Origin of the sequence: Mycobacterium sp. DL99 (genome assembly GCF_004762045.1) — a bacterium.
Classification (GTDB): domain Bacteria; phylum Actinomycetota; class Actinomycetes; order Mycobacteriales; family Mycobacteriaceae; genus Mycobacterium.
Map to the genome: position 1 here is coordinate 910326 of NZ_SJOM01000007.1, position 23682 is coordinate 934007.

Genomic DNA, 23682 nt, shown 5'->3' on the forward strand with positions numbered 1-23682 from the left:
GCGAGAATGCCCAGCCGCAGCACGATTGCCGGCGTCCATGCCGTCCTGCCTCCATATCGGTATACCCAGGACGAGGTCACCAGCGCCCTGCTGGACCTGCCGGGATACGCCGAGGTCGAGGACGTGGTGCGGGCCCTGCACAAGAGCGCGAAAGTGAACAGCAGGTATCTGGTCCTGCCGCTCGAGAAATATGCGAATCTCGATGATTTCGGTGAGAGCAACAGCCTGTTCATCGAGCATGCGACCGAGCTGGGCTGCGCCGCGCTGTCCGGGGCACTGGATGAGGCCGGCCTGCGCCCGCAGGACGTCGACCTGATCGTCACCACGACTGTCACCGGCGCCGCCGTCCCGTCCCTGGACGCGCGCATCGCCGGACGGCTGGGACTGCGGCCCGACGTACGCCGCATCCCGATCTTCGGATTGGGGTGTGTGGCCGGTGCCGCCGGTATCGCGCGGCTCAACGACTACCTGCGTGGCGCGCCCGACAAGGTGGCGGTCCTGGTGTCGGTTGAATTGTGTTCGCTGACCCGCAAACACAATCCCTCGATGCCGACGCTGGTGGCCGGTGCACTGTTCGGCGACGGAGCCGCCGCGGTGGTCGCGGTCGGTGAACAACGCGCCCATAGGCTCAACCCGACCGGACCCGATGTGCTGGACTCCCGCAGTCATCTGTACCCAGACTCGTTGCACGCCATGGGCTGGGACATCGGCTCCGATGGCTTCGAGATCGTACTGAGCGCTGAAGTCCCGGGCTTCGTGGGGCGCTACCTCGGTGACGACGTCACCGGGTTCCTCGGCGATCACGGTCTATCCGTCGACGACGTATCCGCCTGGGTGAGCCATCCCGGTGGGCCGAAGGTGATCGAGGCGATCATCGAAACCCTCGGATTGCCTGAGGACGCACTGGATCTCACCTGGCAGTCGCTCGCCGACGTCGGCAACCTGTCGTCATCCTCGGTGCTGCACGTGCTACGTGAAACCATCTGTAAACGGCCGGAATCGGACACACCCGGGGTGATGATGGCGATGGGGCCGGGGTTCTGCTCGGAGCTCGTCCTGCTGCGTTGGCGCTGATGACAGCCAAGAGATACACCGCGCTGATCACCCTCGTCGCCGTCGAGCGGGTCCTCGAACTGGTGGTGTCCAAACGCAACCTGAAGTGGAGCATTGCCCAGGGCGGCAAGGAATTCGGGGCCGGCCACTATCCGGTGATGGTGGCGCTGCACAGCGCGCTGCTGGTGGGTGCGGTGGTGGAGGCACGTCGCCGCCGGGCGGCACCCGTGCTCGGCCGCATCATGGTGGTGGTGGTACTCGCCGCCCAGGCGCTGCGGTGGTGGTGCATCACCACGCTGGGTAGGCAGTGGAACACCAGGGTCGTGGTGGTGCCGGGCGCAACGCGCGTCGTCGACGGTCCGTACCGCGTGCTGCCGCACCCGAACTACGTGGCCGTGGTCACCGAGGGGGCCGCACTGCCGTTGGCCGGCGGCGCGTGGATCACCGCCCTGGTGTTCACGGTGGCCAACGCCGCGCTACTGCGAGCCCGGATCCGCGTGGAAAACGAAGCACTGCAAGGTTTGACGTGATCGATTTGCTCGTCGCAGGTGGCGGCCCGGCCGGGCTGGCCACCGCGGTGCACGCAGCGCGTGCCGGGTTGGAGGCCGTGGTGGTGGAACGCCGCCAGGGCCCGATCGACAAGGCCTGCGGTGAGGGCCTGATGCCGCACTCGGTCCGGCAGTTGCAACGCCTGGGCGCTCAACCCGAGGGCCGACCCTTTCGGGGCATCCGCTATCTGGACGGCCACCGCACCGCTGAGGCCAGGTTCCGCGACGGCGCCGGCCGCGGAGTGCGTCGTACGGTTCTGCATGCCGCACTGTCTGAGGCCGCGTCCGAAGCCGGGGTCCGGGTGGTCCAGGGTGAGGTGGGCCCGGTGACCCAGGACTCGACGTCGGTGAGCGCGGCCGGTTTTCGGGCCCGCTACCTTGCGGCCGCCGATGGCCTGCATTCACCGATCCGCCGCGCGCTCGGATTGAGCGGCGGTGAGGGCAGGCGACGCCGCTGGGGAATTCGGCGCCACATCCTGATCGCGCCGTGGTCGGACTGTGTCGAGGTGTACTGGGGCCCTGATGCCGAGGCGTACGTGACGCCGGTCGGGGAGAACTGTGTCGGGGTGGCGATCCTGACCTCGGCGCGCGGCGGCTTCGACGAGCACCTGGCGGCATTCCCGTTGCTGGCCGAGCGGATTCACGGACTTGAGCACGGCCACGACCGGGCCGCGGGACCGTTGCGGCAGAAGGTCCGTAACCGGAGCGCGGGCCGGGTGCTGTTGGTCGGCGATGCGGCAGGCTACGTCGACGCGCTCACCGGCGAGGGGATGGGCCTGGCCTTCGGTGCGGCCGAACTCCTCGTGGGGTGTGTACGCGCGGACCGGCCCGGTGACTATGACCGGCAATGGCGTGCGCTGACCCGCCGCTACCGGTTGCTCACCGCAGCCCTGTTGCACGGCAGCGGTTTTGGTCCGGTGCGGGCCTGCATCACCCCGGCGTCGGCGGCGCTGCCCTCGGTGTTCACCCGTGTGGTCAACGCGCTTGGCGAGTAGGTTGTGCCAGGTTCCCCAGGTATTCCAACAACCTCATGCCGTGAAAGACCAGTAGCGCGGCGATGGAGCCGAGCGCGATCCCGGTGAACGTCAGAGAACCGAGCTGCCAGGTGAAGTCCGCGATCCCGATGATCAGCGGAATGGCGGCGGTCATCTGGTTGACCGGCTTGGAGAAGTCCACGTGATTGGTCAGCCAGATCCGCACGCCCAGGATGCCGACCAGGCCGTAGAGCACGATGGTCGCCCCGCCGAGCACGCCAGGAGGGATCGCTGAGATCGCCGCTCCGACCTTGGGACACAACGACAATGTGATCGCCACTGCGGCGGCTACCCAGTAGGCCGCGGTCGAGTAGACCCGGGTGGCGGCCATCACCCCGATGTTCTCGGCGTAGGTGGTGGTGGCCGAGCCGCCACCGGCACCCGCCAGCACGGTGGCCACACCGTCGGCGGCCAGTGCGCGGCCGATCATCGGATCGAGGTCGGTCCCGGTCATCTGCCCCACCGACTTGACGTGCCCGATGTTCTCGGCGACCAATGCGATCACCGCGGGTAGGAACAGCGGCAGAACCGCGAGGTTGAAACTCGGGGTGTGGAACTCGGGCAGCCCCAGCCACGGTGCCGCCGCGATCGCCGCGGTGTCCACGTCGCCCAGGGCCAGCGCCAGCAGATACCCGATCAGCACCGCGCCGAAGATCGCCAGCCTGCCGATCAAGCCCTTGAAGAAGGCCAGCGTGGCGACCAGCAACACCAACGTCACGATTCCGACCAAGGGGCCCTTCTCGAAGTTGGACTTGGCGGCCGGAGCGAGGTTGAAGCCGATCAGCGCGACGATCGCCCCGGTCACCACCGGCGGCAGTGCGACGTCGATCCAGTGGGTACCGACGAGGTGCACCACCGCGCCGATGAGGATCAACAACACCCCGACGGCGATCAAACCGCCGAGTGCACTTCCGGTTCCGTGCGATGCCACCGCCGCGGTCACCGGGGCGATCACGGAGAAACTCGACCCCAGGTAACTCGGCAACCGGTTGCCGGTGATGATCAAGAACAGGACGGTGCCGATCCCGGAGAACAACAGCGTGGTCGCGGGCGGAAAACCGGTGAGCACCGGGACCAGGAACGTGGCGCCGAACATGGCCACCACATGCTGGGCCCCGATACCGATGGTGCTCGACCAATTGAGCCGTTCCCCGGGGTTGACGACGAAGTCGTCATCGTTGCGGGTCTCGACGTACTTCCAACTCAGCGGAATCACGCATGTGACTACACACCATGATCGGCTGCCGCGCACGCGGACTGCGGCAACAATCAATCGTGATGAAACCGAACGTGGCGCGTTGGGTCCCCGGACTGGAACAGTTCACCGGCTACCGGCGGTCCTGGCTGCGCGGCGACGTGCTGGCCGGGGTGACGGTCGCGGCGTACCTGGTGCCGCAGGTGATGGCCTATGCGACCGTGGCCGGCCTGCCGCCGGTCGCGGGGTTGTGGGCCGCGCTGGTCCCGATGGCGGTCTACGCGCTACTGGGTTCTTCACGCCAACTGTCGGTCGGGCCGGAATCCACCACGGCCCTGATGACGGCCACGGCGCTGGCTCCACTGGTCATCGGCGACCCGGCGCGCTACGCCGCGATGTCGGCGGTGCTGGCACTGCTGGTGGGAGCGATCTGCTTGGTGGCCGGTCTGTGTCGGCTCGGGTTCCTGGCCGACCTGCTGTCGCGCCCGGTCCTGGTCGGCTACATGACCGGGGTGGCCGTCATCATGATCAGCGGCCAACTCGGCAAGATCAGCGGCATCGAGGTCACCGGCGACGAGTTCGTCGATCAGATCCGCTCTTTCGTCAGCGGCCTCGAATCGGTGCACGTACCAACGGTCGTGCTGTCGGCCACGGTTCTGGTACTGCTGCTGGTGCTGTACCGGATCTCGCCGCGGTTCCCCGGCCCGCTGGTCGCGGTGCTGGCGGCGACCGCTGTGGTGTGGCTGTTCTCCTTGGATGACAAGGGGATTCGGGTGGTCGGCGGCATCCCCGCCGGGCTGCCGAAACCCGCCCTTCCACCGGTCGCGATGACGGAGCTGGTGGCTCTGGTGATCCCGGCGGTCGGCATTGCGGTTGTCGCGTTCTCCGACAACGCCCTGACTGCCCGCACCTTCGCGGTGCGCAAGGGAGAGACCATCGACGCCAACGCGGAACTGCGGGCATTGGGTGTGTGCAACCTGACGACCGGTGTCACGCAAGGCTTTCCGGTCAGTTCCAGCGGAAGTCGTACCGCACTGGGCGACACCGTGGGCAGCCGCACGCAGCTGTACTCGTTGGTGATGCTGGCGACGGTTCTGTTGGTCATGCTGGCCGGCCGTGACCTGCTGGAGCACTTCCCGATGGCCGCGCTGGGTGCACTCGTCGTCTACGCGGCCCTACGGCTGATCGACGTGGCAGAGTTCCGGCGTCTGGCACGCTTCCGGCGCAGCGAGCTGTTCCTGGCGGTGGCCACCACGGTCGCGGTGCTGGGCCTCGGTGTGCTCTACGGAGTGCTGGTGGCGATCGCCCTGTCGCTCATGGACGCGCTGCGGCGGATCGCCCGCCCGCACGACAGTGTCCTCGGCTATGTCCCCGGGGTCGCCGGGATGCATGACGTTGACGACTATCCGGACGCCCAGGTGGTTCCGGGGCTGGTCGTCTACCGCTACGACGCCCCGCTGTTCTTCGCCAACGCCGAGGATTTCCGGGAGCGTGCATTGGCCGTGCTCGAGAACGCCCCCGGCAAGGTCGAATGGTTCATCTACAGCGCCGAGGCCAACGTCGATCCTGACCTGACCGCGGTCGACGCGCTGGAACAGTTGCGCCGGGAGCTGACCGCCCGGGGCATCGTGTTCGCAATGGCCCGGGTGAAGGCGGATCTGCGCGACGATCTGGTGGCCGCGGGCTTTCTCGACCGGATCGGCACCGACCGGATCTTTCCGACCCTGCCGACCGCCGTCGAAGCATTCCGTAACCGTTCGGCCTGAGGTCCGCTCAGAGCGGCGCGAGCAGAAGCGCGCAGGCCGTCTTGAGGCTGTCCTGCGCCTCGGTGACGGACATGCGCCCGTTCAGGCTGGACTGCAGGATCCCGTGCCAGGTTTGTTGGACGAGGCGCACCAATGAGATCTGTTGTGGGCTCGGTTCGTTCACGCCGGAGGCGTCCAAGAGCATGGTGCGCACCAGCTGGTCGATCCTGCCCACCTCGGCGACCACCGCCCCATCGGCGGTGTTGAGGGAGTTGAGCATGGCGGCGCTCAGGTGGGGTTGGCGCAGCATCGTGCGCGTGGCCCGCTCCAGTACGTCGAAGACCCGGTCGGCCGCCGTTCCCGATGGGGTGGACCGGCGATGGATGCCGTCCTGCATCCCCTCGACCCGGTCGGCCATCACGGCAAGGAACAGGTGCGTCTTGGATGGGAAGTACCGGTACAGCGTGCCCAGCGCCACCCCTGCCGACTTCGCGACCTCCTGCATCTGGACCTGCTCGGCCGGTCGCAGTGCGCCCAGCACCGCGGCTGCGCGCACTATCGCCTCACGCCGCTCCTGCTGGAGCTCCGAACTGGGCTCCGCTGCGGGGCGTGGTTCCCAGATCCTCGGCAACGCTGCTTCTCCCTGTCGATGGCGAACTCACACTAGAACACAGTCCACTTGCGCTGTAACGTCACTCAAAATTGAAATTCATTCTAGTTTTAGGCGAGAGGCTCAGCATGCCGAAATTCACCCGTGATGAGCTGGCCGGCGCGCTCGATCACTACACCAGGACCGTCGAGGCCTGCTCCAAGACGGGCGACTGGGCTCCGTTCGCGGACCTGTTCACCGAGGACGTCACCTACATCGAGCACGCCTACGGCGTCTTCGAGGGCCGCGAGGCGGTCAGGGAGTGGATCACCGCCACGATGGCGCCGTTCCCGCACATGCGGTTCCCACACACCTGGGTGGCCTATGACGAGGAAAACGGCGCGATCGTGATGGAGATCCTGAATGTCCTCGATCATCCGACCGAGCCCGGGCGTGAGTTCGGCTTTCCCAACGTCACCCGCCTCGTCTACGCCGGGGACAACTTGTTCTCCAGTGAGGAAGACGTCTACAACCCCAACCGGGACGCACCGCGCACGGTCGGTGCGTGGCTGAAGGCCGGCGGGGTCATGCTCGGCGAGGTGCCCGCCGCGAAGCACGCCTGAAATTCACTCTAGTTATGCCCGGTTCGAGTCGTGTACGACCGGACGGCGTAGATCGCCACCCCGACGGCGACCACGACAAGCCCGGTGAGCACCGAGGTCGGGGGCAGTGAGAAGGCCAGCACCAGGCAGCCGATCAGGCCCACGGCCGGCGCCACGCGGGACCACCGGTTCTCGGTCCGCAGCGTCCACGCCGACACATTCGCGATGGCGTAGTACAGCAGCACCGCGAACGACGAAAACCCTATCGCCCCACGAAGATCCGCCACCGCGGCCAGCGCTGCCACCATGATGCCGACCAGCACCTCGGCCCGGTGCGGGACGGCGAACCGGGGATGAACCGCGGCCAGCCAGTGGGGCAGGTGATGATCGCGGGCCATCGCCAGGGTGGTGCGCGACACCCCGAGGATCAGGGCCAGCAGCGAGCCGAGTGCCGCCACCGAGGCCCCGGCCCGCACCACCGGCTGCCACTGCGGAGCGCCGGCCGCCGCGACCGCATCGGCGAGCGGCGCGGGTGCGGATGCCAACCCGGAACCGCCGAGTACGGAGAGCACCGCGACCGCGACCACCGCGTAGACCACCAGCGCGATACCCAGTGCGACCGGGATCGCACGCGGAATGGTGCGGGCCGGGTCGCGGACCTCTTCGCCCAGCGTGGCGATCCGGGCGTATCCGGCGAATGCGAAGAACAGCAGCCCCGCGGCCTGCAGTACACCGCCGGCACCGGTGTCGTCACCGATCACCAGGCGGGCGGAATCAGCGGTGCCGGACCCGGCGATGATCACCACCACCGCGGCCAGGACCGCCAGCACGCACGCGACGATGACGCGGGTCAACAATGCCGACTTCTGGATTCCGGTGTAGTTCACCGCGGTCAATGCCACCACCGCGGCCACCGCGACGGCATGCGCCCACTGCGGCCACACGTACATCCCGACCGTCAGCGCCATCGCCGCACACGACGCGGTCTTGCCGACGATGAAACTCCACCCGGCCGTGTAACCCCAGAACTCGCCGAGGCGTTCACGCCCGTAGACGTAGGTGCCGCCGGATTGCGGGTAGCGCGCGGCGAGTCGCGCCGAGGACGTCGCATTGCAGTAGGCCACGACGGCCGCGACTGCGAGGCCGATCAGCAGCGCGCTTCCGGCCGCGGCGGCCGCGGGGGCCAGAGCAGCGAAAATGCCCGCCCCCACCATCGACCCCAGGCCGATCACGACGGCGTCAGTTGTCCCGAGCCTGCGTTGCAGGCCGCCGGGGGTGGTCACCCGGCGATATTAAGGTGTGATCGCCGATGCGGCAGCGCTGGAGTCTCCCGGCCAGCGGTTCACGGGTAACCACGGCGTGACCTCGGTTGTTACGCTCAAGTAGTGGGAGAATCCGAGTCAGCAGCCGCGCCGGCGCTAGCCGCCAATAGTTGGGCGCTGCTCGGGATGTTGTCCTACCAGCGCGAACTCTCGGGCTATGACATCCGCAAATGGCTCCACTACGGCGTGCGCTACTACTACGGCAGCCCGGCCTTCAGTCAGATCTACTCCGATCTGAAGAAGCTCGAGAAGATGGGCTTCCTGACCTCTCGCGAAGATGACAGCGGCCCGCGCAACCGCCGTTTGTACAAGATCACCGAGACCGGTCTCGATGCCGTCACCCGATGGGCGCGGGATACGCCGGCAGATCCTCCGACGCTTAAGCACGCCGCGATAATGCGGGTGACCCTGGGGCACCTCAGTGACCCAACGGCACTCAAGCAGATGCTCGAGGAGCACATCGCCTACGTCGATGAGATGCATCAGGACGCCGCCAAGGGCGCACGATGGGCCGCGGCCGATCCGACATGGACCTACGCCCGGATCGCCCTGGATTGGGCGGAGCGGTATTACGCGTCCGAGCGGGAACTCACCTTGAGGATGATCAAGGACCTCGATGACGCCGATGCGAATTTCCCGAAGGTGGGTGAGGGAATTCCGTTGCCCGGACCCGAATATTGGGAAGAATTCGAGAAGCGAGTGGCCGCCGAAAGCCGCAAATCAGCCCATGATCGGCGGGCTACACCAGCTGCAGAGTAGCCCCGGTCCGCGGGTCCGCGGGGCTGGGTGCTGCGGGGCCACCGCGCAGCGGACGCAACGGCTGCAAGGTCGGCGCCGCACGGTCGGGACCGTCTTCCGCACTGCGCCAGATGCCCATCGCCGTCATCCGCACCGGTGCGGTCAGCCGCTGGTCGAACGTCATCCGGTTCATTGGGCCGCAGACCGACACTGCCGCGACGGCGGCGCCGACCGGGCCGATCGGCGCCGCCACACAACCGAATCCCGGCAGCGATTCTTCGCGCTCGAAGGCCACTCCGCGGGCGCGGGTCTTGGCCAGCTCGGCGGTCAACTGCTGTTCCGTCGCGATCGAGAACCGCGTCTTGCGTGAGGTCAGGCTGATCTCGACGGACGGGTTGTCGGCCAGTATCGCCTTGCCCACCGCTGTGCAATGCGCGGGTTGGCGTCCGCCGACGCGGGTCGGGATGGCGGTCACCATCTGACCACCGATCTTCTCCAGGTACACCACGTCCGAGCCGCAGAGGACCGCGAGGTGGACGACCAGCCCGGTAGCCCGGTGCAGATCGCGCATGAGCGGAATCGCCGCCTGGTGGATGCGGTCCTGATGCAGCGCGAGCGATCCGAGCTCGACCAGTCGCATGCCCAGCTGGTAATCGCGGCCCTCGCGGCGAAGCCACCGCAGGTGGACGAGACGTTCGAGCATGCGGTGCGCCGACGAACGCGGCAGGCCGGTGCGGCGGACGATCTGAGCCAGCGTCAGACATCCGGGCCCGTCGAAGGCATCGAGGACCAGGGAAATCCGGTCGATGACGGCGCTGGGCGTCTCGCCCGTCTTCTCGACAGCCGTTGTCATCAGAAACCTCCCACCGTGAGCTACATGCCTAATCGAAGTATGACTATTAGGAATATGACTGTTTGTAACATAGCAGTGTGGGCGCTGTCACACTAATCGCTGAATGCGGTCGGTGTCTCTCAGATCATCGCGCGCAGCGGGTCCTGTGGGTCCACGCCCAGAGAGCTCAGGGCCGAGGCGTGATAGACCGTGCCGGGAACGTGGATGGCGTGCGCCTGCCCGACGTGGACATCGCGCCAGTACCGCTGCAGCGGCTTGTCCATCCGGGCGGCGTTGCCGCCGCAGCGCGCGAAGATCTCGTCGACCGCTGACACGGCCCGCCACACCGCCCGGACCTGGGTGCGCCGGCCCGCGGCACGGTCCTCGAAAGACACGTCCCCGCCCGAGTCGACGAGGTCGTAGATGCGGTCGACATTGGCCAACAGCTCCTGGCGGGCGGCGTTGATATCCGCGGCGGCCTCGCCGATCGCATACATGACGTACGGATCGTCCTTGATCGCCACTCCGCTGGCATTCACCCGTTCACGCTGGTAATCGAGTGCGGCCGCCAGCGCGCCCTCGGCGATCCCGATCGTCGCCGCACTGATGCCGAGCGGGAACATCGTCGACCACGGCATCAGGTAGAGGGTGTCGGTCATCCCGGCCTCGCGCTGGGCCGTACCGTCCATCACCTTCGTCGCGTCCATCGTCCGGTACGAGGGAACGAAGGCATCGGTGACGATGACGTCCTTCGAGCCGGTTCCGCGCAGGCCCACGACATTCCACGAGTCCTCGACGATCTCGTAGTCCCGGCGCGGCAGGATCATGTGCAGCATCTGCGGCGGCATCAACGGCTTGCCGTCCGCACCGCCGAGCATGGCGCCCAGGAAGATCCAATCGCAATGGTCGGTGCCCGAGCTGAACTGCCAGCGGCCGGTAAGGAGGTAGCCGCCAGCTCCCCCTTCAATGGGCGTGGCCACACCCTGGGGCGCATACGGCGAGGCGACCCAGGTGTCGACGTCGTCGGCCCAGATCTCGGCGGCGACCCGGGGATCGGCGTACGCCAGCTGATAGGGATGGACACCCACCACACCGTTGATCCAGCCGGCGGCCGGGTCGAGCGCCGCGGTGGCCATCACGGTTTCGGCGAACTCGCGCGGATGGACCTCCAAGCCGCCGTGGGTCTTCGGTTGCAGCAGCCGGATGTTGCCCACCGACTTCATCAGCTTGACCGTCTCGTCGGTGAGCTTCCCGATCTTCTCCGCCTCGGGACCCTGGCTGCGTAGTTGATCGGCGTTCTCGCGCACTCGGTCGATCACCCGGTCGGTCATCATCTGGTCCTATCCGTCGAGGGCTGTCATAAATGGTGTACCGCTTCGCGCCGGTGATGTGGCCTGAGTCTCAGTGAGTGAAATTTGTTGCCATATCTGCTCACGGGTGTGCTTCCGGGGGCCGGCGACAGACGCTTCCGCTCCCCGTCGCGTCGGTCTCCCGATAGGCGGGATACGCCATGCCAAGCCCCGAAATTAACTGCGATTGTTCCCGGTCGAGACGAGTGGTCCGGGTCATACGACCCCTCGCGTGATTCACACACAGAACGGAGAATCCGATGCTGCAGCGACAACTCGCCGGCCCACTCGAAGGGGTGGGTGGGTTGTTCGCCATGTCGGTGGACGCCGCGAGATTCGTGGTTCGCAGACCCTTCCAATGGCGTGAATTCCTCGACCAGTCCTGGTTCGTGGCACGGGTGTCGATGGCGCCGACCCTCCTGGTGGCGATCCCGTTCACCGTGCTGGTGTCGTTCACCTTGAACATCCTCCTTCGCGAGCTGGGTGCGGCAGACCTCTCCGGGGCGGGTGCGGCCTTCGGTGCCGTGACCCAGGTCGGACCGATGGTGACGGTGCTGATCGTGGCCGGCGCCGGGGCCACCGCGATGTGTGCCGACCTCGGGTCCCGCACCGTGCGTGAAGAGATCGACGCCATGGAGGTTCTGGGCATCAACCCGATCCAGCGCCTGGTGACCCCCAGAATGCTCGCATCAGGGCTGGTCGCCTTGTTGCTCAACAGCGTCGTCGTGATCATCGGAATCCTTGGCGGATACCTGTTTTCGGTGTTCGTCCAGGACGTCAACCCCGGTGCGTTCGCAGCGGGCATCACCCTGCTCACCGGCGTTCCCGAGGTGATCATCTCCTGCGTCAAGGCCGCGTTGTTCGGCCTGATCGCCGGCCTGGTCGCCTGCTACCGCGGTCTGACCGTCTCGGGCGGAGGTGCCAAAGCGGTGGGCAACGCCGTCAACGAAACAGTGGTGTACGCCTTCATGGCACTGTTCGTCGTCAACGTGGTGGTCACCGCCATCGGCATCCAGATGACGACCCGATGACGGCATCGACGGCGGTACTCCAGTCGGCCTACCCGCGACTGTCCCGCGCCGTGCGACGGCCCGGGGCGGTGCTGAGCGGCATCGGTGACCATGTCCTGTTCTACGGTCGGGCCCTGGCGGGCGTGCCGTTCGCGGCTGCGCACTACCGCAAGGAAGTCGTCCGGCTGATCGCTGAAATCAGCATGGGCGCAGGAACATTGGCGATGATCGGCGGAACCGTCGTCATCGTCGGGTTCCTGACCCTGGCCACCGGCGGGGTCCTGGCGATCCAGGGGTACAGCTCGCTGGGCAACATCGGGATCGAAGCGCTCACCGGGTTCCTGGCGGCCTTCATCAATGTCCGGATCTCGGCGCCCATCGTCGCCGGTATCGGTCTGGCCGCCACCTTCGGTGCCGGTGTCACCGCGCAGCTCGGCGCGATGCGGATCAACGAAGAGGTCGACGCCTTGGAGTCGATGGCCATCCGGCCGGTCGAGTACCTGGTGTCCACCCGCATCGTGGCCGGGATGATCGCCATCACGCCGCTGTACTCGATCGCGGTGATCCTGTCGTTCCTGGCCAGCCAGTTCACCACCGTTGTGCTGCTCGGGCAGTCGGGTGGTCTGTACGGCCACTACTTCAGCACCTTCCTCAACCCGATCGACCTGCTGTGGTCCTTCCTGCAGGCGCTGCTGATGGCGCTGGCGATCCTGTTGGTGCACACCTACTACGGCTTCTTCGCCACCGGGGGCCCGGCCGGCGTGGGAGTGGCGGTCGGAAACGCGGTGCGGACGTCGCTGATCGTGGTCGTCTCGATCACGCTGCTGATCTCGCTGGCCGTCTACGGCTCCAACGGCAACTTCAACCTCTCCGGCTAGAGAAGGTATCTGATGTCGCGTGACGCTAAACGTCAACTGAGCGGACTGATCACGGTGGTGGTGATCGCCGCGATCATCGTCGGCGCCATCGTGGCGTTCCGCGGTGGGGTCGCGCCCACAGCGTCGGTGACCGTCATCTCTCCGCGCGCCGGTCTGGTGATGAATCCCGACGCCAAGGTCAAACTGCACGGTGCACAGGTCGGCAAAGTGGTCTCGATCGAGATGCTGCCCGACGGGCAGGCGGCCCTGAAGCTCGCGATGAATCCCGATGATCTGCAGCTGATTCCGGTCAACACGGGGGTGGAGATTGCCTCGAGCACCGTGTTCGGCGCCAAGTTCGTCCAGCTCGTCCCGCCGGCGGAACCGTCGCAGGAATCGATGTACGCCGGCCAGGTCCTCGACGCGACCCACACCACCGTCGAGATCAACACGGTGTTCGAGCAGTTGGTGTCGGTGCTGGCGCAGATCCAGCCGGAAAAGCTGAACGAGACGCTGGGTGCGATGGCCCAGGCGATCGATGGCCGCGGCGACAAGCTGGGGCAGACCCTGGTCGATCTGGACGCCCTGCTGGCCAAGATCGCCCCCAGCCTTCCCACGCTGAGCCATGAGATGGCTGTCGCACCACAGGTGTTCAACGCGTACGCCGACGCCGGACCGCAGTTGATGGACACCGTCCGCAATTCGACGCAGCTCAGCAACACGATCTTCGATCAACGGAACGATCTGGATGCGTTGCTCGTCAGCGCGATCGGGCTGGCCGATGTCGGCAACGACGTGGTCGCGACCAACAGTGCTGCGGTGACCGACGCCATGCGACTGCTGGTGCCGACCACGAACCTGCTCAACCAGTACAACCCGGCGCTCAACTGTGCGCTGAAGGGCTTGGAGCCGTTGGCCCTCGGTCCGCCGACACCGTTGCCGGGCGTCATGCTGCTGGACTCGTTCCTGCTGGGCACCGAACGCTACCGCTACCCGGGCAACCTGCCGAAGGTGGCCGCCACCGGCGGCCCGCAGTGCCAGGGCCTGCCCGAGGTCGGTTTCGAGCAGCGGCCGCCGTTCATCGTGACCGATATCAACGCCAACCCCGCGCAGTACGGCAATCAGGGGATCCTGTTGAACTCCGACGCACTCAAGCAAGCGCTGTACGGCCCGCTCGACGGCCCGCCACGCAACACCGCCCAGATAGGACAACCGGGATGACGCGCAGCCGCGGGACCGCTGTGAAGTTCGGCGTGTTCGGACTGACGATGCTGCTCTTGACCGGAGCGCTGTTCGCGATCATGGGCCAGTACCGCACCGGGTCGACGAACGGTTATTCGGCCATGTTCACCGATGCGTCCAGCCTGAAGGCCGGTGACTCGGTACGTGTCGCCGGTATCCGCGTCGGTACGGTCAATGACGTTGTCCTGCAACCTGACAACAAGGTACTGGTGCGCTTCGACGCGGACCGCGAAGTCGTCATGACGACTGGCACCAAGATCGCGGTGCGCTATCTGGACCTGGTCGGCAACCGGTATCTGGAGCTGCTGGAGGGCCCCGGCTCGACCAAGCTCCAGCCGCCCGGGTCACAGATACCGGTCGAGCGCACCGAGCCGGCGCTGGATCTCGACCTTCTCCTCGGCGGGCTCAAGCCCGTCATCCAGGGGCTCAACGCCCAGAACGTCAACGCCCTGACCAACTCGTTGATCCAGATCCTGCAGGGCCAGGGCGGCACGGTGGAATCGCTGATGGCCCACACGACTTCGTTCACCCAGGCACTCGCCGACAACGGACAGACCGTGCAACAACTGATCGACAACCTGAAGACCGCCGTGGCAACGGTTGCCAAGGACGGCGACAAGTTCTCGGGTGCTGTCGAGCAACTGCAACAACTCATCACGGGTCTGTCGCAGGAACGCGATCCCATCGGAGAGGCGATCAACGCCCTGGACAACGGCACCGCCTCCCTGGCGGATTTGATGACACAGGCCCGGCCTCCGCTGTCGGGCACCGTCGATCAACTCACCCGCCTGGCGCCGTTGCTCTCCAACGAGGATGACATGGCGCGGCTGGACCTGTCGTTGCAGAACGCGCCCAAGAACTACCGCAAGCTGGTCCGGTTGGGCGCTTACGGCAGCTTCATCAACCAGTACGTGTGTGGCATGAATGTCCGCGTCACCGACCTACAGGGGCGTACCGCGTACTTCCCGTGGATCATCCAGAACTCCGGACGCTGTGGGGAGCCCTGATGCTGAAATACCGTGGATCGCACCTCATCCGGAGCGGACTCATCGGCATCGTGCTGATCGCGATGATCATCGCGGTCGGTCTCCAGCCGCAGGCGCTGTGGTCATGGGCCACTTCGGTCAAATACAACGCACTGTTCGCCGAGGCAGGTGGGCTCACCACCGGTAACGACGTCAAGATCTCCGGGGTCACCAAGGGCCTCGTCACCGATGTCAGCCTGAGCCATGGGAAGGCGTTGGTGACCTTCACCCTCGACAGCAAGGTCCGTCTCGGTTCCGACACCACGGCGCACATCCGCACCGGGACGATGCTCGGTGCCCGGATGCTGACCCTGGAACCGGCCGGCGCCGGCACGATGCACGCTTCGGAAACGATCCCCATCACCAGGACGGCGTCGCCGTATTCGTTGACCAACGCCGTCGGCGACTTCACGAACAACACGGCCGGCACCGACACAGCGGCGCTCACCCAGTCCCTGGATACGTTGTCGGACACCATCGACCGGATGGCGCCGCAGCTGGGGCCCACGTTCGAAGGCCTGTCCCGGTTGTCGGAAACGCTGAACAGCCGCAACGAGTCCCTGTCCAATCTGCTCAAGAGCGCCGCCGATGTGACCGGCATCCTGTCGAAGCGAAGCGAGCAGGTCAACACGCTGTTGCTGGACGCGAACGCGTTGACCGGGGTGCTAGACCAACGCCGGTACGCGGTCGTCAACCTGCTGGCCAACACCTCGGCGCTGTCCCAGCAGCTCTCCGGACTCGTCCACGACAACGAAGAAGAGCTCGCACCCACCCTCAAACAGCTCAACTCGGTGAGCGCGATGCTCGAGAAGAACCGTGACAACATCGCGGGCGCACTGGCGGGCCTGGCCAAATACCAAGTCACCCAGGGTGAATCGGTGAACAACGGCTTCTACTACAACGCCTTTGTCTCGAACCTCAATCCTGCGCAAACCATCCAGCCGTTCTTCGACTACGCCTTCGGATTCCGGCGCGGTACCAACGCCGGACAACCACCGGACAATGCCGGCCCACGCGCCGAATTCCCCTTCCCCTACAACGGCATTCCTGGAGGAAGTCGATGATCGCCCGCAACCGGAAGAGGATCAGCCGCGTCGCGCTGGTGCTGCTCGCCGTGCTGGCGCTGGCCGGCACGGTGGTGATCGTCCGGCAGACCGTCTTCAAGCCGACCACCATCACCGCGTACTTCACCTCGGCCACCGCGATCTACCCGGGTGACGAGGTTCGCGTCGCCGGGGTCAAGGTCGGCTCCATCAAGAGCATCGAACCGGTCGGTGGGCAGGCGCGGATGGTCCTCGCCGTCGATCGTGGGGTGAAGATCCCGGCCGATGCCAAGGCAATCCTCATGGCGCAGAACCTCGTTGCCGCCCGGTACGTCCAGCTGACCCCGGCCTATGAAGATGCCGGTCCGACGATGGCCGACGGTTCGCAGATCGGGGTGGAACGCACCGCGGTGCCCGTCGAGTGGGACCAGGTCAAGGACCAGCTGATGCGGTTGGCGTCGGATCTGGGGCCGATCAACGGAGCGTCGGCCACCTCGCTGAGCCGCTTTGTCGACAGTGCCGCCGCAGCCATGGACGGCAACGGCGAGAAACTGCACGAGGCCATCAGCCAGTTGTCCGGTGTCGCAAAGATTCTGGGCCAGGGGAGCGGCGATGTCGTCGGCATCATCAAGAATCTGCAGGTCTTCGTGACGGCGCTGCGGGACAGCAACGCCCAGATCGTGGAATTCCAGGGCCATCTCGCGAACGTGACCAGCGTCGTCGACGGGAGCCGCTCCGATCTGGACGGCGCCCTGACGAACCTGGCCGACGCCGTCGGCAACGTCCGGCGATTCGTCGCAGGCAGCCGTGACCAGACGGCCGAGCAGCTGGAGCGGCTGACCAACGTCACGCAGAATCTGGTGGACAACAAGACCAAGCTCGAGAACGTCCTGCACGTCGCGCCCAACGCGATCGCCAACGGCTACAACATCTACAACCCCGACAGCGGTACCGCAGTCGGCGCGTTCTCGCTGGCGAACTTCTCCGATCCGTTGTCTGTGGTGTGCTCGGCGATCGGCGCGGTCAAGAATGCCACCGCAGCAGAATCGGGCAAGTTGTGCGCGCAGTACCTCGGACCGGCCCTGTCGCTGCTCAACTTCAACCACATGCCGATGCCGTTCAACGCCTATCTGAAGAAGTCGCCCAGCCCGGAGAACCTGGTGTACACCGATCCCAACCTGGCACCGGGCGGGGCCGGCGGGCGTCCGCAGCCGTACGAAGATCTACCGCCTGCTGTGTCGGCCTACACCGGCGCCGATGACATGGCGCCACCGGCCGGATGGGGTGCGACCCCGGGGGCACCTGGTGCGTACGCACCCAACGGACTGCCCGCGAATACCTCGCCCGCGGCGTATCCCGGATCACCGATCGTCTCGGACCCGCCCGTGCAAGCACCGAAGACATTGCGGGACATGCTGCTTCCTGCCGAAGCTGCACCGGTCCCCGCACCGCCCGCCCCAGGAGGCACCCCATGATCACTCGGCGGTCGCTCACGCGCCTGACCGCGGTAGCCGCCTGCTCGGTGGCCACGCTGACCGGATGTGCGTTCCACGGGCTGAACTCCCTGCCCCTGCCCGGCACCGTGGGGCGCGGGCCGGACGCGACGGTCTATCACGTCGAACTCGCCAATATCGGGACACTGGAATCCAATTCGCCCGTGATGATCGGTGACGTCATCGTGGGCAGCGTCTCCCGCATGGTGGTCAAGGGCTGGCATGCGGACGTGGAGGTCTCGGTCAAGCCCGACGTCGTCGTTCCGGTCAACGCGATCGCCACCGTCGGGCAGACCAGCCTCCTGGGCTCCATGCACATCGCCCTCGATCCGCCGCTCGGGCAGTCTCCGTCCGGGCGGCTTGCCCCGGGCGCCACCCTCGAGCTCAACCAGACTTCGACATATCCGTCGACCGAACAGACCCTGTCGTCGCTGTCTGTGCTCGTCAACGGCGGAGGCCTCGGCAAGATCGGTGACCTGGTCACCGAATTCAACGCCGCGCTGAGCGGCCGCGAAGACAAGATCCGCGATCTACTCACCCGCCTCGACGACATCGTCGGCATGTTCGCCAACCAGCGGGACGACATCAACGCCTCCATCACGGCACTGAACCTGCTGGCCGGCACGCTGGCCGGACAGCAGGAGGTGATCACCACGGCGTTGAACCGGATACCGCCGGCACTGGACGTCCTGGTCAAGGAACGCCCGCGCATCACCACCGCGCTGGAGAAGTTCGGGAAGTTCAGCGACACCGCGACCAATCTCGTCAACGCGACCCGGGACGACCTGCTGACCAACCTGCGCAACCTCGAACCGACGGTAAAGGCGCTGGCCGACGTCGGCCCGAATCTGGGCACCGTGCTGGCATTCGCGCCGACATATCCCTACCCGCAGAACTTCATCGACCGGGCGATCCGCGGGGACTACCTCAACCAGTTCATCACCTTCGACTTCACGATTCCGAGGCTGAAGCGGGGATTGTTCCTGGGCACCCGGTGGGGCCAGGAGGGGCTGCCCCTCACCCCGGCGCCCGGAGACCCCTTCTTCGCCAACTACACGAAGGACCCGCTCGGCATGCCATTGACGCCGCCACCGGCCGCGGTGGCCACCGTGCCGCCGCTGATCGACCAGGCTCCGGCCAATGGTCAGGCGGCCCCGGTGGACCAGGCCGCGGCGCCCGCACCGGAACCGCAGCCCGATCCGCCTGCGGCAGTGGCGCCTTCTGACCCTGTAGCGCCGAACGGAGGCAACTGATGCTCACCCGTTTCGTCCGAATCCAGCTGGCCATCTTCGCGGTGGCGTCGGTGATCGGCGTGGCCCTGATGGGCATCGTCTACCTGCAGGCCCCCACCCTCCTGGGCATCGGGCGAATGACGGTGACCCTGCAACTGCCGGGAACCGGTGGGCTCTACCAGTTCTCGAACGTGACCTATCGCGGTGTTCAGATGGGGAAGGTCACCGAGGTGCGGCCCACCCGGGACGGAGCGGAAGCGACACTGTCGCTGAACACTTCACCCAAGATTCCCGCAGACCTGCACGCAGCGGTCTTGAGCGTGTCGGCAGTGGGCGAGCAGTACGTCGATCTGCAACCCCGCAACGACTCGGGACCGTATCTGCACGACGGCTCGTTGATCCCGGCGTCGAACACATCGATCCCCCAGGCCGTCGGGCCGATGCTCGATCAGGTCAGTTCACTCATGGGCAGCATCCCCAAGGACAAGATCAGCCCACTGCTCGATGAAACCTTCAAGGCCTTCAACGGCTCTGGAAACGATATGGGGGCGTTGCTGGACTCGTCGTCGAGACTGATCGCCGAGGCGAACGCCGCGTCCGATCAGTCCCGTGCGCTCATCGATGACGGCGCGCCACTTCTCGACGGGCAGGCCGAATCGGTCGATGCGATCCGTACCTGGGCTCGCAGCATGGCCGGAATCACCAAGCAGGTCGCCGACGACGACCAGCACGTGCGCACCCTGCTCAAGGAAGGGCCGGGAGCCGCAGACGAAGCCTCCCGCTTGTTCAATCAAGTCAAACCCACGCTGCCGCTGTTGCTGGCCAACCTCACCAGTCTGGGCCAGGTCGGGGTGACCTACCACCCGTCGCTGGAGCAGCTACTGGTGCTTCTGCCGCCGTCGATCTCGGCGACGCAGTCATACGGTGCGCCGAAGAACAATCCAATCGGAATGTCGTTGGGAGACTTCACTCTTACGATGGGCGACCCGCCGGCGTGCACCGTCGGGTTCCTGCCGCCGTCGTCGTGGCGGTCTCCGGAGGACACCACCGACATCGATACCCCCGACGGGCTGTACTGCAAGCTGCCGCAGGATTCGCCGATCGGCGTCCGCGGCGCCCGTAACTACCCGTGCATGGGGAAACCTGGAAAACGGGCTCCCACAGTCGAAATCTGTGACAGTGACCGACCTTACGAGCCATTGTCGATGCGGCAGCACGCCCTCGGCCCCTACCCGATCGATCCCAACCTGCTCGCTCAGGGGATCGCGCCGGACTCCCGCGTCGATCATGACAAGTTCATCCACGGCCCCATAGAGGGCACGCCACGTCCGCCGGCCGCGGTGCCGCCGGGGGAGGCGCCGCCGCCTGCCGAGGCGCCTGCCGCACCGCCGGCCGAGGCACCGGCTGCTGAGGCACCGCCGAGCCCGGATGCTCCGACAGTGGCGCCAAGTGCGTTCAGCCCAGGCGAATCTGCCGGTCCATCGGTTGCGATTGCCACCTACGATCCGCAGACGGGTCGGTACGCCACCCCGGACGGCAAGGTGTACCGGCAGTCCGACCTCGTACCGCGCACCGGTGGGCAGACCTGGCAGGACCTGTTCACCACCTGATCCGAAAAGCCCCCGCAACGGGATCCATTGCGGGGGCCGGTACCGGAACTGGCCGGACAGCTGAAAAGCTGTCCGGTCAGGCCGTTTTCACGAGTTTGAACGGCATCGTGATGAACACCACCTTGCTGGTGCCGCACGACCCGCTGACGCCGGTGGTCGAATCCTCGCCCACCAAGGTGGTCGACGCCGGATCGACTGCGGTGGCGCTCTCGTTCGAGGGGAAGAAGCGGTAGACCTGCAGACCCGGGCCGGCGGTGCCGTCGCCGCACGTCTGCCAGTTGTCCACCGTCCTCTTGACGTACCAGACTCCGCTCTTCTTGTATATCGGTGCGCTCCAACCCCAGTCGGTGTCGACCGTGCCGGTGCATTCGCTCGGGTAACTGCATGTCGTGGAGATCGTCCAGGTGCCACGAATGCTGGCCTCGTCGTGGAAGATGTCGTTCGACTTGGCCCACTCACCGTTCGACGTGGCGATGTACGTCCCGTTGAGACCCCAGTTACTCGGAGATGCCTCGGCGACAGGGCTGCACAAACCGCCCACCACAGCGGCGGTAAGCACCCCTGCCCCAATGAATGCCGTCGACACCCGCATCACCAAACTCCTCCGTACACCGGCCGCCGGCGGTCGCCGTGGCAAGCCTTCACTGTCCAACTTCTGGCGCCTTTTGACGGACAACCTCCCACCTAGTGGGCATTGCGATGGCAGCCGGATTCGGCCGTGCCACAGTGTCGTGCGTGCGGATACCGTTGGCAGCCATGGCAGGTCTGCTCGTCGCGGGGGCGATGACCGCCCCAGCCCCGGCGAGCGCAGAACCTGCCGGATGCAGTGAACCCTCGTGCGTACCCGGGATCGTCGGCGGGGTCGTGCTCGGCGCGCCGTGTGGGGATACGGCGTACTACGTCTTCGGCACCACCTCGTGGGGCCGGCTGGTCTTCTGCGGGTCGCCGCGCCGGTACGAGCCGCGTTACTTCCGGTCACCGCCGCTGAAAGGCATTCGCGAGGAGAACACCCCATGTACCGGCTTCGAAAATTCCGTCGCCCAGGCGCCCGACGGGCTCTTCTTGACTTGTGTGTCCAGTGACGGCGCGAGCAGGTGGCTTCGTGGCGATCTCTGACGCGTCACGTGGTGCGGTGTCGAGGCGCCGCGCGGGCGCGGTGCTGGCCGTCGCGCTCGGTGCGTGCCTTCCGTTGGCGACACCGGCACATGCGGACGAGGGCCCGTTGCTGCACCGCGTGACCTACACCGTCACCGCCGAGGAGCCGACGACCGTCGGCATCTACTTCCGCGAGGTCGACCCACCGACGTGGGCGGACTACAGCCACAACCCGTACGAGTTCAGCCCCAAGGACGACCTCACGCTGGAACCGGGCAAGCCATGGATCCGCGAGACCACGCTCGCCGACCCCATGAAATGGGCCATGGTCACCGTCAGCACCGCCGGGCTGGCTCCGCAATCTCCGCGCGCCCTGAGTTGCGAACTGGCCATCGACGGAGTCGTCGTCGACCGTGCTGCCGGCCCCAAAGGGGCGTTGTGTTCGCTGCGGAACTGGTGATCGGCGCGCTGGTGACCGCTGGGTGGGACAGCGGCGCCGACGCGGCCCGTCGCCGCACTACCGTGCGGCAGCAGTCACATCGGCCATGAGGCGACCGCAGTAACTGGTGCCATCCGCGACTGGCCGAGACCAACCGGAGGTGCACTATGCGGTTACTCAGCCGCTCCGACCAGGAAACTGAGACAGCCGAACTCGACGAGGCCGACGAGGTCAATTCGCAGCTGAGCGATGACGACCTGGAGTCACCGGATCAGGCTGAAACCGCCGACCCCGCCGATGAGGACGAGGACCAGGACGAGGCCCAACCGTCGGACGCGGGCGAAAAACGTAGATGGCGTCCGCGTCTCGCGACGTTGCTCGCCGGCATCGCCATCCTGGTCAGCGGTGCGTTGCTGGCGGCCGGCGGATACATGATCTGGTCTCACCAGCAGGCCGACCGTGAGCAGCAGCGCCGCGCGGAATTCGCGGCCGCCGCGTCGCAGGCCGCCGTCACCCTGATGTCGATCGACAGCGCCACGGCACAGCAGAACGTCCAGCAGATCATCGACAACTCGACCGGTCAGTTCAAGGACGACATCCAGTCCACCGCCGAAGATCTGGTGAAAGCGGCGCAGGACTCGAAAGCCACGACGAAGGCGACTGCGAAGGCCTCGGCAGTGCAGTCGATGGACGGGGACTCCGCCGTCGTCCTCGTCGGCACGGCAACCACAGTCAGCAACTCGGCCGGTGCCAATCAGCAGCCGCGGAACTGGCGCTTGAGCCTCACCATGGTCAAAGACGGGGGACAGATCAAGATGTCGAAAGTGGAGTTCGTCCCGTGAGCGCGACAACAGCCGAAGCTGATATCGAGGAGTCAAAGGCCGACTGTGCCAGCGAGATCGAGGCCGAGCAGACGGTAGCCGATGAGGGTGCCGACGAGGCTGCCGCTCCCCGGGAGCGGTGGATCCATCGCGTTGCCCGGCGATGGCGACCGATCGCGGTCGTCTGCGTGCTGCTGGCTTCGGCGAGCTCTGCCGCGGCACTCTATTTCGCCATGTATCGCGTGGATCATGGGATCGCCGCCGCGTCCACGACGGTGGTCGACGCGGCGTCCGACGGTTCGGTGGCGTTGTTGTCTTATGCGCCAGACAGTTTGGATCAGGACTTCGCCGACGCGCGTTCCCGCTTGACCGGCGATTTCTTGACGTACTACAGCGAGTTCGCCGACAAGTTCGTGGCGCCCGCGGCCAAACAGAAAGACATCCGCGCCACCGCCTCGGTCGTGCGCGCTGCTCCGATCGCCGTGCAGTCCGATACCGCGGAGGTGTTGGTCTACCTGAACCAGGCGACGACCAGTCGCGACAACCCGGAGCCGGCGCAGGCGGCCAGCGCCGTGAAGGTCGGGCTCACGAAAGTCGATGGGAACTGGCTGATCTCATCGTTCACCCCGATCTAGCCGGCCGAACTGCGTTGTGGTGTGCGCAACGGGGTGGACGCCGCCGCCGGGCGTCATCACATTGCCCATGCGCACATTGCCCACGCACACCACGCTGAGGTGGTCAGGGATTCACTGGCGACTCGACGCGAAGTCGATGGCCCCCGAACATGACGCCTAGCTAGGGACCGCGT

General features: G+C 66.3%; 24 protein-coding genes. 18 read left to right on the forward strand and 6 right to left on the reverse strand.

The window, feature by feature from the left end:
• Positions 1 to 6 precede the first annotated feature (6 nt).
• From EYZ64_RS04450 to EYZ64_RS04460, 3 genes are read left to right on the forward strand one after another with little or no spacing between them, the layout of a single operon-like run.
• Entirely contained in the window at positions 7 to 1074 is a 1068-nt protein-coding gene (locus EYZ64_RS04450; protein ID WP_286174613.1) for a type III polyketide synthase, read from the forward strand.
• Entirely contained in the window at positions 1074 to 1583 is a 510-nt protein-coding gene (locus tag EYZ64_RS04455) for an isoprenylcysteine carboxyl methyltransferase family protein (protein WP_135452168.1), read from the forward strand. The genes EYZ64_RS04450 and EYZ64_RS04455 overlap by 1 nt, the downstream gene beginning before the upstream one ends.
• Entirely contained in the window at positions 1580 to 2596 is a 1017-nt protein-coding gene (locus EYZ64_RS04460) for an NAD(P)/FAD-dependent oxidoreductase (RefSeq protein ID WP_135452170.1), read from the forward strand. Before EYZ64_RS04455 ends, EYZ64_RS04460 begins: the two co-directional genes overlap by 4 nt.
• Here the strand turns inward: EYZ64_RS04460 and EYZ64_RS04465 are convergent.
• Entirely contained in the window at positions 2577 to 3851 is a 1275-nt protein-coding gene (locus EYZ64_RS04465; RefSeq protein WP_135452172.1) for a uracil-xanthine permease family protein, read from the reverse strand. The two genes, EYZ64_RS04460 and EYZ64_RS04465, sit on opposite strands and share 20 nt — an antisense overlap.
• Positions 3852 to 3913: 62 nt before the next feature.
• Between EYZ64_RS04465 and EYZ64_RS04470 the strand changes: the two genes are divergently transcribed.
• Positions 3914 to 5596, forward strand: a complete 1683-nt coding sequence (locus tag EYZ64_RS04470) for a SulP family inorganic anion transporter (RefSeq protein WP_135452174.1) — start codon at positions 3914 to 3916, stop codon at positions 5594 to 5596.
• A gap of 7 nt (positions 5597 to 5603) precedes the next feature.
• On the opposite strand, the gene EYZ64_RS04475 is transcribed toward EYZ64_RS04470, so the two are convergent.
• Entirely contained in the window at positions 5604 to 6206 is a 603-nt protein-coding gene (locus EYZ64_RS04475; protein WP_286174614.1) for a TetR/AcrR family transcriptional regulator, read from the reverse strand.
• 107 nt (positions 6207 to 6313) lie between these two features.
• Between EYZ64_RS04475 and EYZ64_RS04480 the strand changes: the two genes are divergently transcribed.
• Positions 6314 to 6787: a nuclear transport factor 2 family protein gene (locus tag EYZ64_RS04480; RefSeq protein WP_135452176.1), complete on the forward strand. Its 474-nt coding sequence runs from the start codon at positions 6314 to 6316 to the stop codon at positions 6785 to 6787.
• A gap of 8 nt (positions 6788 to 6795) precedes the next feature.
• On the opposite strand, the gene EYZ64_RS04485 is transcribed toward EYZ64_RS04480, so the two are convergent.
• Positions 6796 to 8049, reverse strand: coding sequence for an APC family permease (locus EYZ64_RS04485; RefSeq protein ID WP_135452178.1), 1254 nt, complete (start codon positions 8047 to 8049; stop codon positions 6796 to 6798).
• Between the two features lie 102 nt (positions 8050 to 8151).
• Here EYZ64_RS04485 and EYZ64_RS04490 point away from each other — a divergent pair, with 102 nt between their 5' ends.
• Entirely contained in the window at positions 8152 to 8847 is a 696-nt protein-coding gene (locus EYZ64_RS04490) for a PadR family transcriptional regulator (RefSeq protein WP_286174615.1), read from the forward strand.
• Here the strand turns inward: EYZ64_RS04490 and EYZ64_RS04495 are convergent.
• A complete protein-coding gene (locus EYZ64_RS04495) occupies positions 8828 to 9679 on the reverse strand; it encodes an IclR family transcriptional regulator (RefSeq protein ID WP_135452180.1) in 852 nt (283 codons plus the stop codon). The two genes, EYZ64_RS04490 and EYZ64_RS04495, sit on opposite strands and share 20 nt — an antisense overlap.
• A gap of 119 nt (positions 9680 to 9798) precedes the next feature.
• A complete protein-coding gene (locus tag EYZ64_RS04500; protein ID WP_135452182.1) occupies positions 9799 to 10989 on the reverse strand; it encodes an acyl-CoA dehydrogenase family protein in 1191 nt (396 codons plus the stop codon).
• 278 nt (positions 10990 to 11267) lie between these two features.
• Here EYZ64_RS04500 and EYZ64_RS04505 point away from each other — a divergent pair, with 278 nt between their 5' ends.
• Genes EYZ64_RS04505 through EYZ64_RS04540 form a run of 8 tightly spaced genes read left to right on the forward strand, consistent with a single transcriptional unit; the run spans position 11268 to position 20519 of the window.
• Positions 11268 to 12038 carry an MlaE family ABC transporter permease gene (locus EYZ64_RS04505; RefSeq protein ID WP_135452184.1) on the forward strand — a complete coding sequence of 257 codons (771 nt, stop codon included), beginning with the start codon at positions 11268 to 11270 and terminating at the stop codon, positions 12036 to 12038.
• Positions 12035 to 12895 (forward strand): MlaE family ABC transporter permease, encoded by an 861-nt coding sequence (locus tag EYZ64_RS04510; RefSeq protein WP_135452186.1) that lies wholly within the window; start codon positions 12035 to 12037, stop codon positions 12893 to 12895. Before EYZ64_RS04505 ends, EYZ64_RS04510 begins: the two co-directional genes overlap by 4 nt.
• A gap of 12 nt (positions 12896 to 12907) precedes the next feature.
• The gene (locus tag EYZ64_RS04515) at positions 12908 to 14095 is read left to right on the forward strand and encodes an MCE family protein (protein WP_135452188.1); all 1188 of its coding nucleotides are present in this window, start codon (positions 12908 to 12910) and stop codon (positions 14093 to 14095) included.
• Entirely contained in the window at positions 14092 to 15123 is a 1032-nt protein-coding gene (locus EYZ64_RS04520; RefSeq protein WP_135452190.1) for an MCE family protein, read from the forward strand. The genes EYZ64_RS04515 and EYZ64_RS04520 overlap by 4 nt, the downstream gene beginning before the upstream one ends.
• On the forward strand, positions 15123 to 16205 hold the full coding sequence (locus EYZ64_RS04525; protein ID WP_135452192.1) for an MCE family protein: 1083 nt from the start codon (positions 15123 to 15125) through the stop codon (positions 16203 to 16205). Before EYZ64_RS04520 ends, EYZ64_RS04525 begins: the two co-directional genes overlap by 1 nt.
• Entirely contained in the window at positions 16202 to 17659 is a 1458-nt protein-coding gene (locus EYZ64_RS04530) for an MCE family protein (RefSeq protein WP_135452194.1), read from the forward strand. The genes EYZ64_RS04525 and EYZ64_RS04530 overlap by 4 nt, the downstream gene beginning before the upstream one ends.
• The gene (locus tag EYZ64_RS04535; protein ID WP_135452196.1) at positions 17656 to 18930 is read left to right on the forward strand and encodes an MCE family protein; all 1275 of its coding nucleotides are present in this window, start codon (positions 17656 to 17658) and stop codon (positions 18928 to 18930) included. Before EYZ64_RS04530 ends, EYZ64_RS04535 begins: the two co-directional genes overlap by 4 nt.
• Positions 18930 to 20519, forward strand: coding sequence for an MCE family protein (locus tag EYZ64_RS04540; RefSeq protein ID WP_135452199.1), 1590 nt, complete (start codon positions 18930 to 18932; stop codon positions 20517 to 20519). Before EYZ64_RS04535 ends, EYZ64_RS04540 begins: the two co-directional genes overlap by 1 nt.
• Positions 20520 to 20595: 76 nt before the next feature.
• Here the strand turns inward: EYZ64_RS04540 and EYZ64_RS04545 are convergent, their stop codons facing one another.
• A complete protein-coding gene (locus tag EYZ64_RS04545; protein ID WP_135452200.1) occupies positions 20596 to 21111 on the reverse strand; it encodes an Rv2253/PknI dimerization domain-containing protein in 516 nt (171 codons plus the stop codon).
• A 164-nt stretch (positions 21112 to 21275) separates the two neighbouring features.
• On the opposite strand from EYZ64_RS04545, the gene EYZ64_RS04550 reads away from it, so the two are divergent.
• From EYZ64_RS04550 to EYZ64_RS04565, 4 genes are all read left to right on the forward strand, one after another.
• Positions 21276 to 21635, forward strand: coding sequence for a hypothetical protein (locus EYZ64_RS04550; protein WP_135452201.1), 360 nt, complete (start codon positions 21276 to 21278; stop codon positions 21633 to 21635).
• Positions 21628 to 22074, forward strand: a complete 447-nt coding sequence (locus EYZ64_RS04555; protein ID WP_502703005.1) for an Rv2576c family protein — start codon at positions 21628 to 21630, stop codon at positions 22072 to 22074. The genes EYZ64_RS04550 and EYZ64_RS04555 overlap by 8 nt, the downstream gene beginning before the upstream one ends.
• Positions 22075 to 22220: 146 nt before the next feature.
• Positions 22221 to 22895: an Rv1363c family protein gene (locus tag EYZ64_RS04560; protein WP_135452202.1), complete on the forward strand. Its 675-nt coding sequence runs from the start codon at positions 22221 to 22223 to the stop codon at positions 22893 to 22895.
• A complete protein-coding gene (locus tag EYZ64_RS04565; protein ID WP_135452203.1) occupies positions 22892 to 23509 on the forward strand; it encodes a twin-arginine translocation pathway signal in 618 nt (205 codons plus the stop codon). Before EYZ64_RS04560 ends, EYZ64_RS04565 begins: the two co-directional genes overlap by 4 nt.
• The last annotated feature ends 173 nt before the right edge of the window (positions 23510 to 23682 follow it).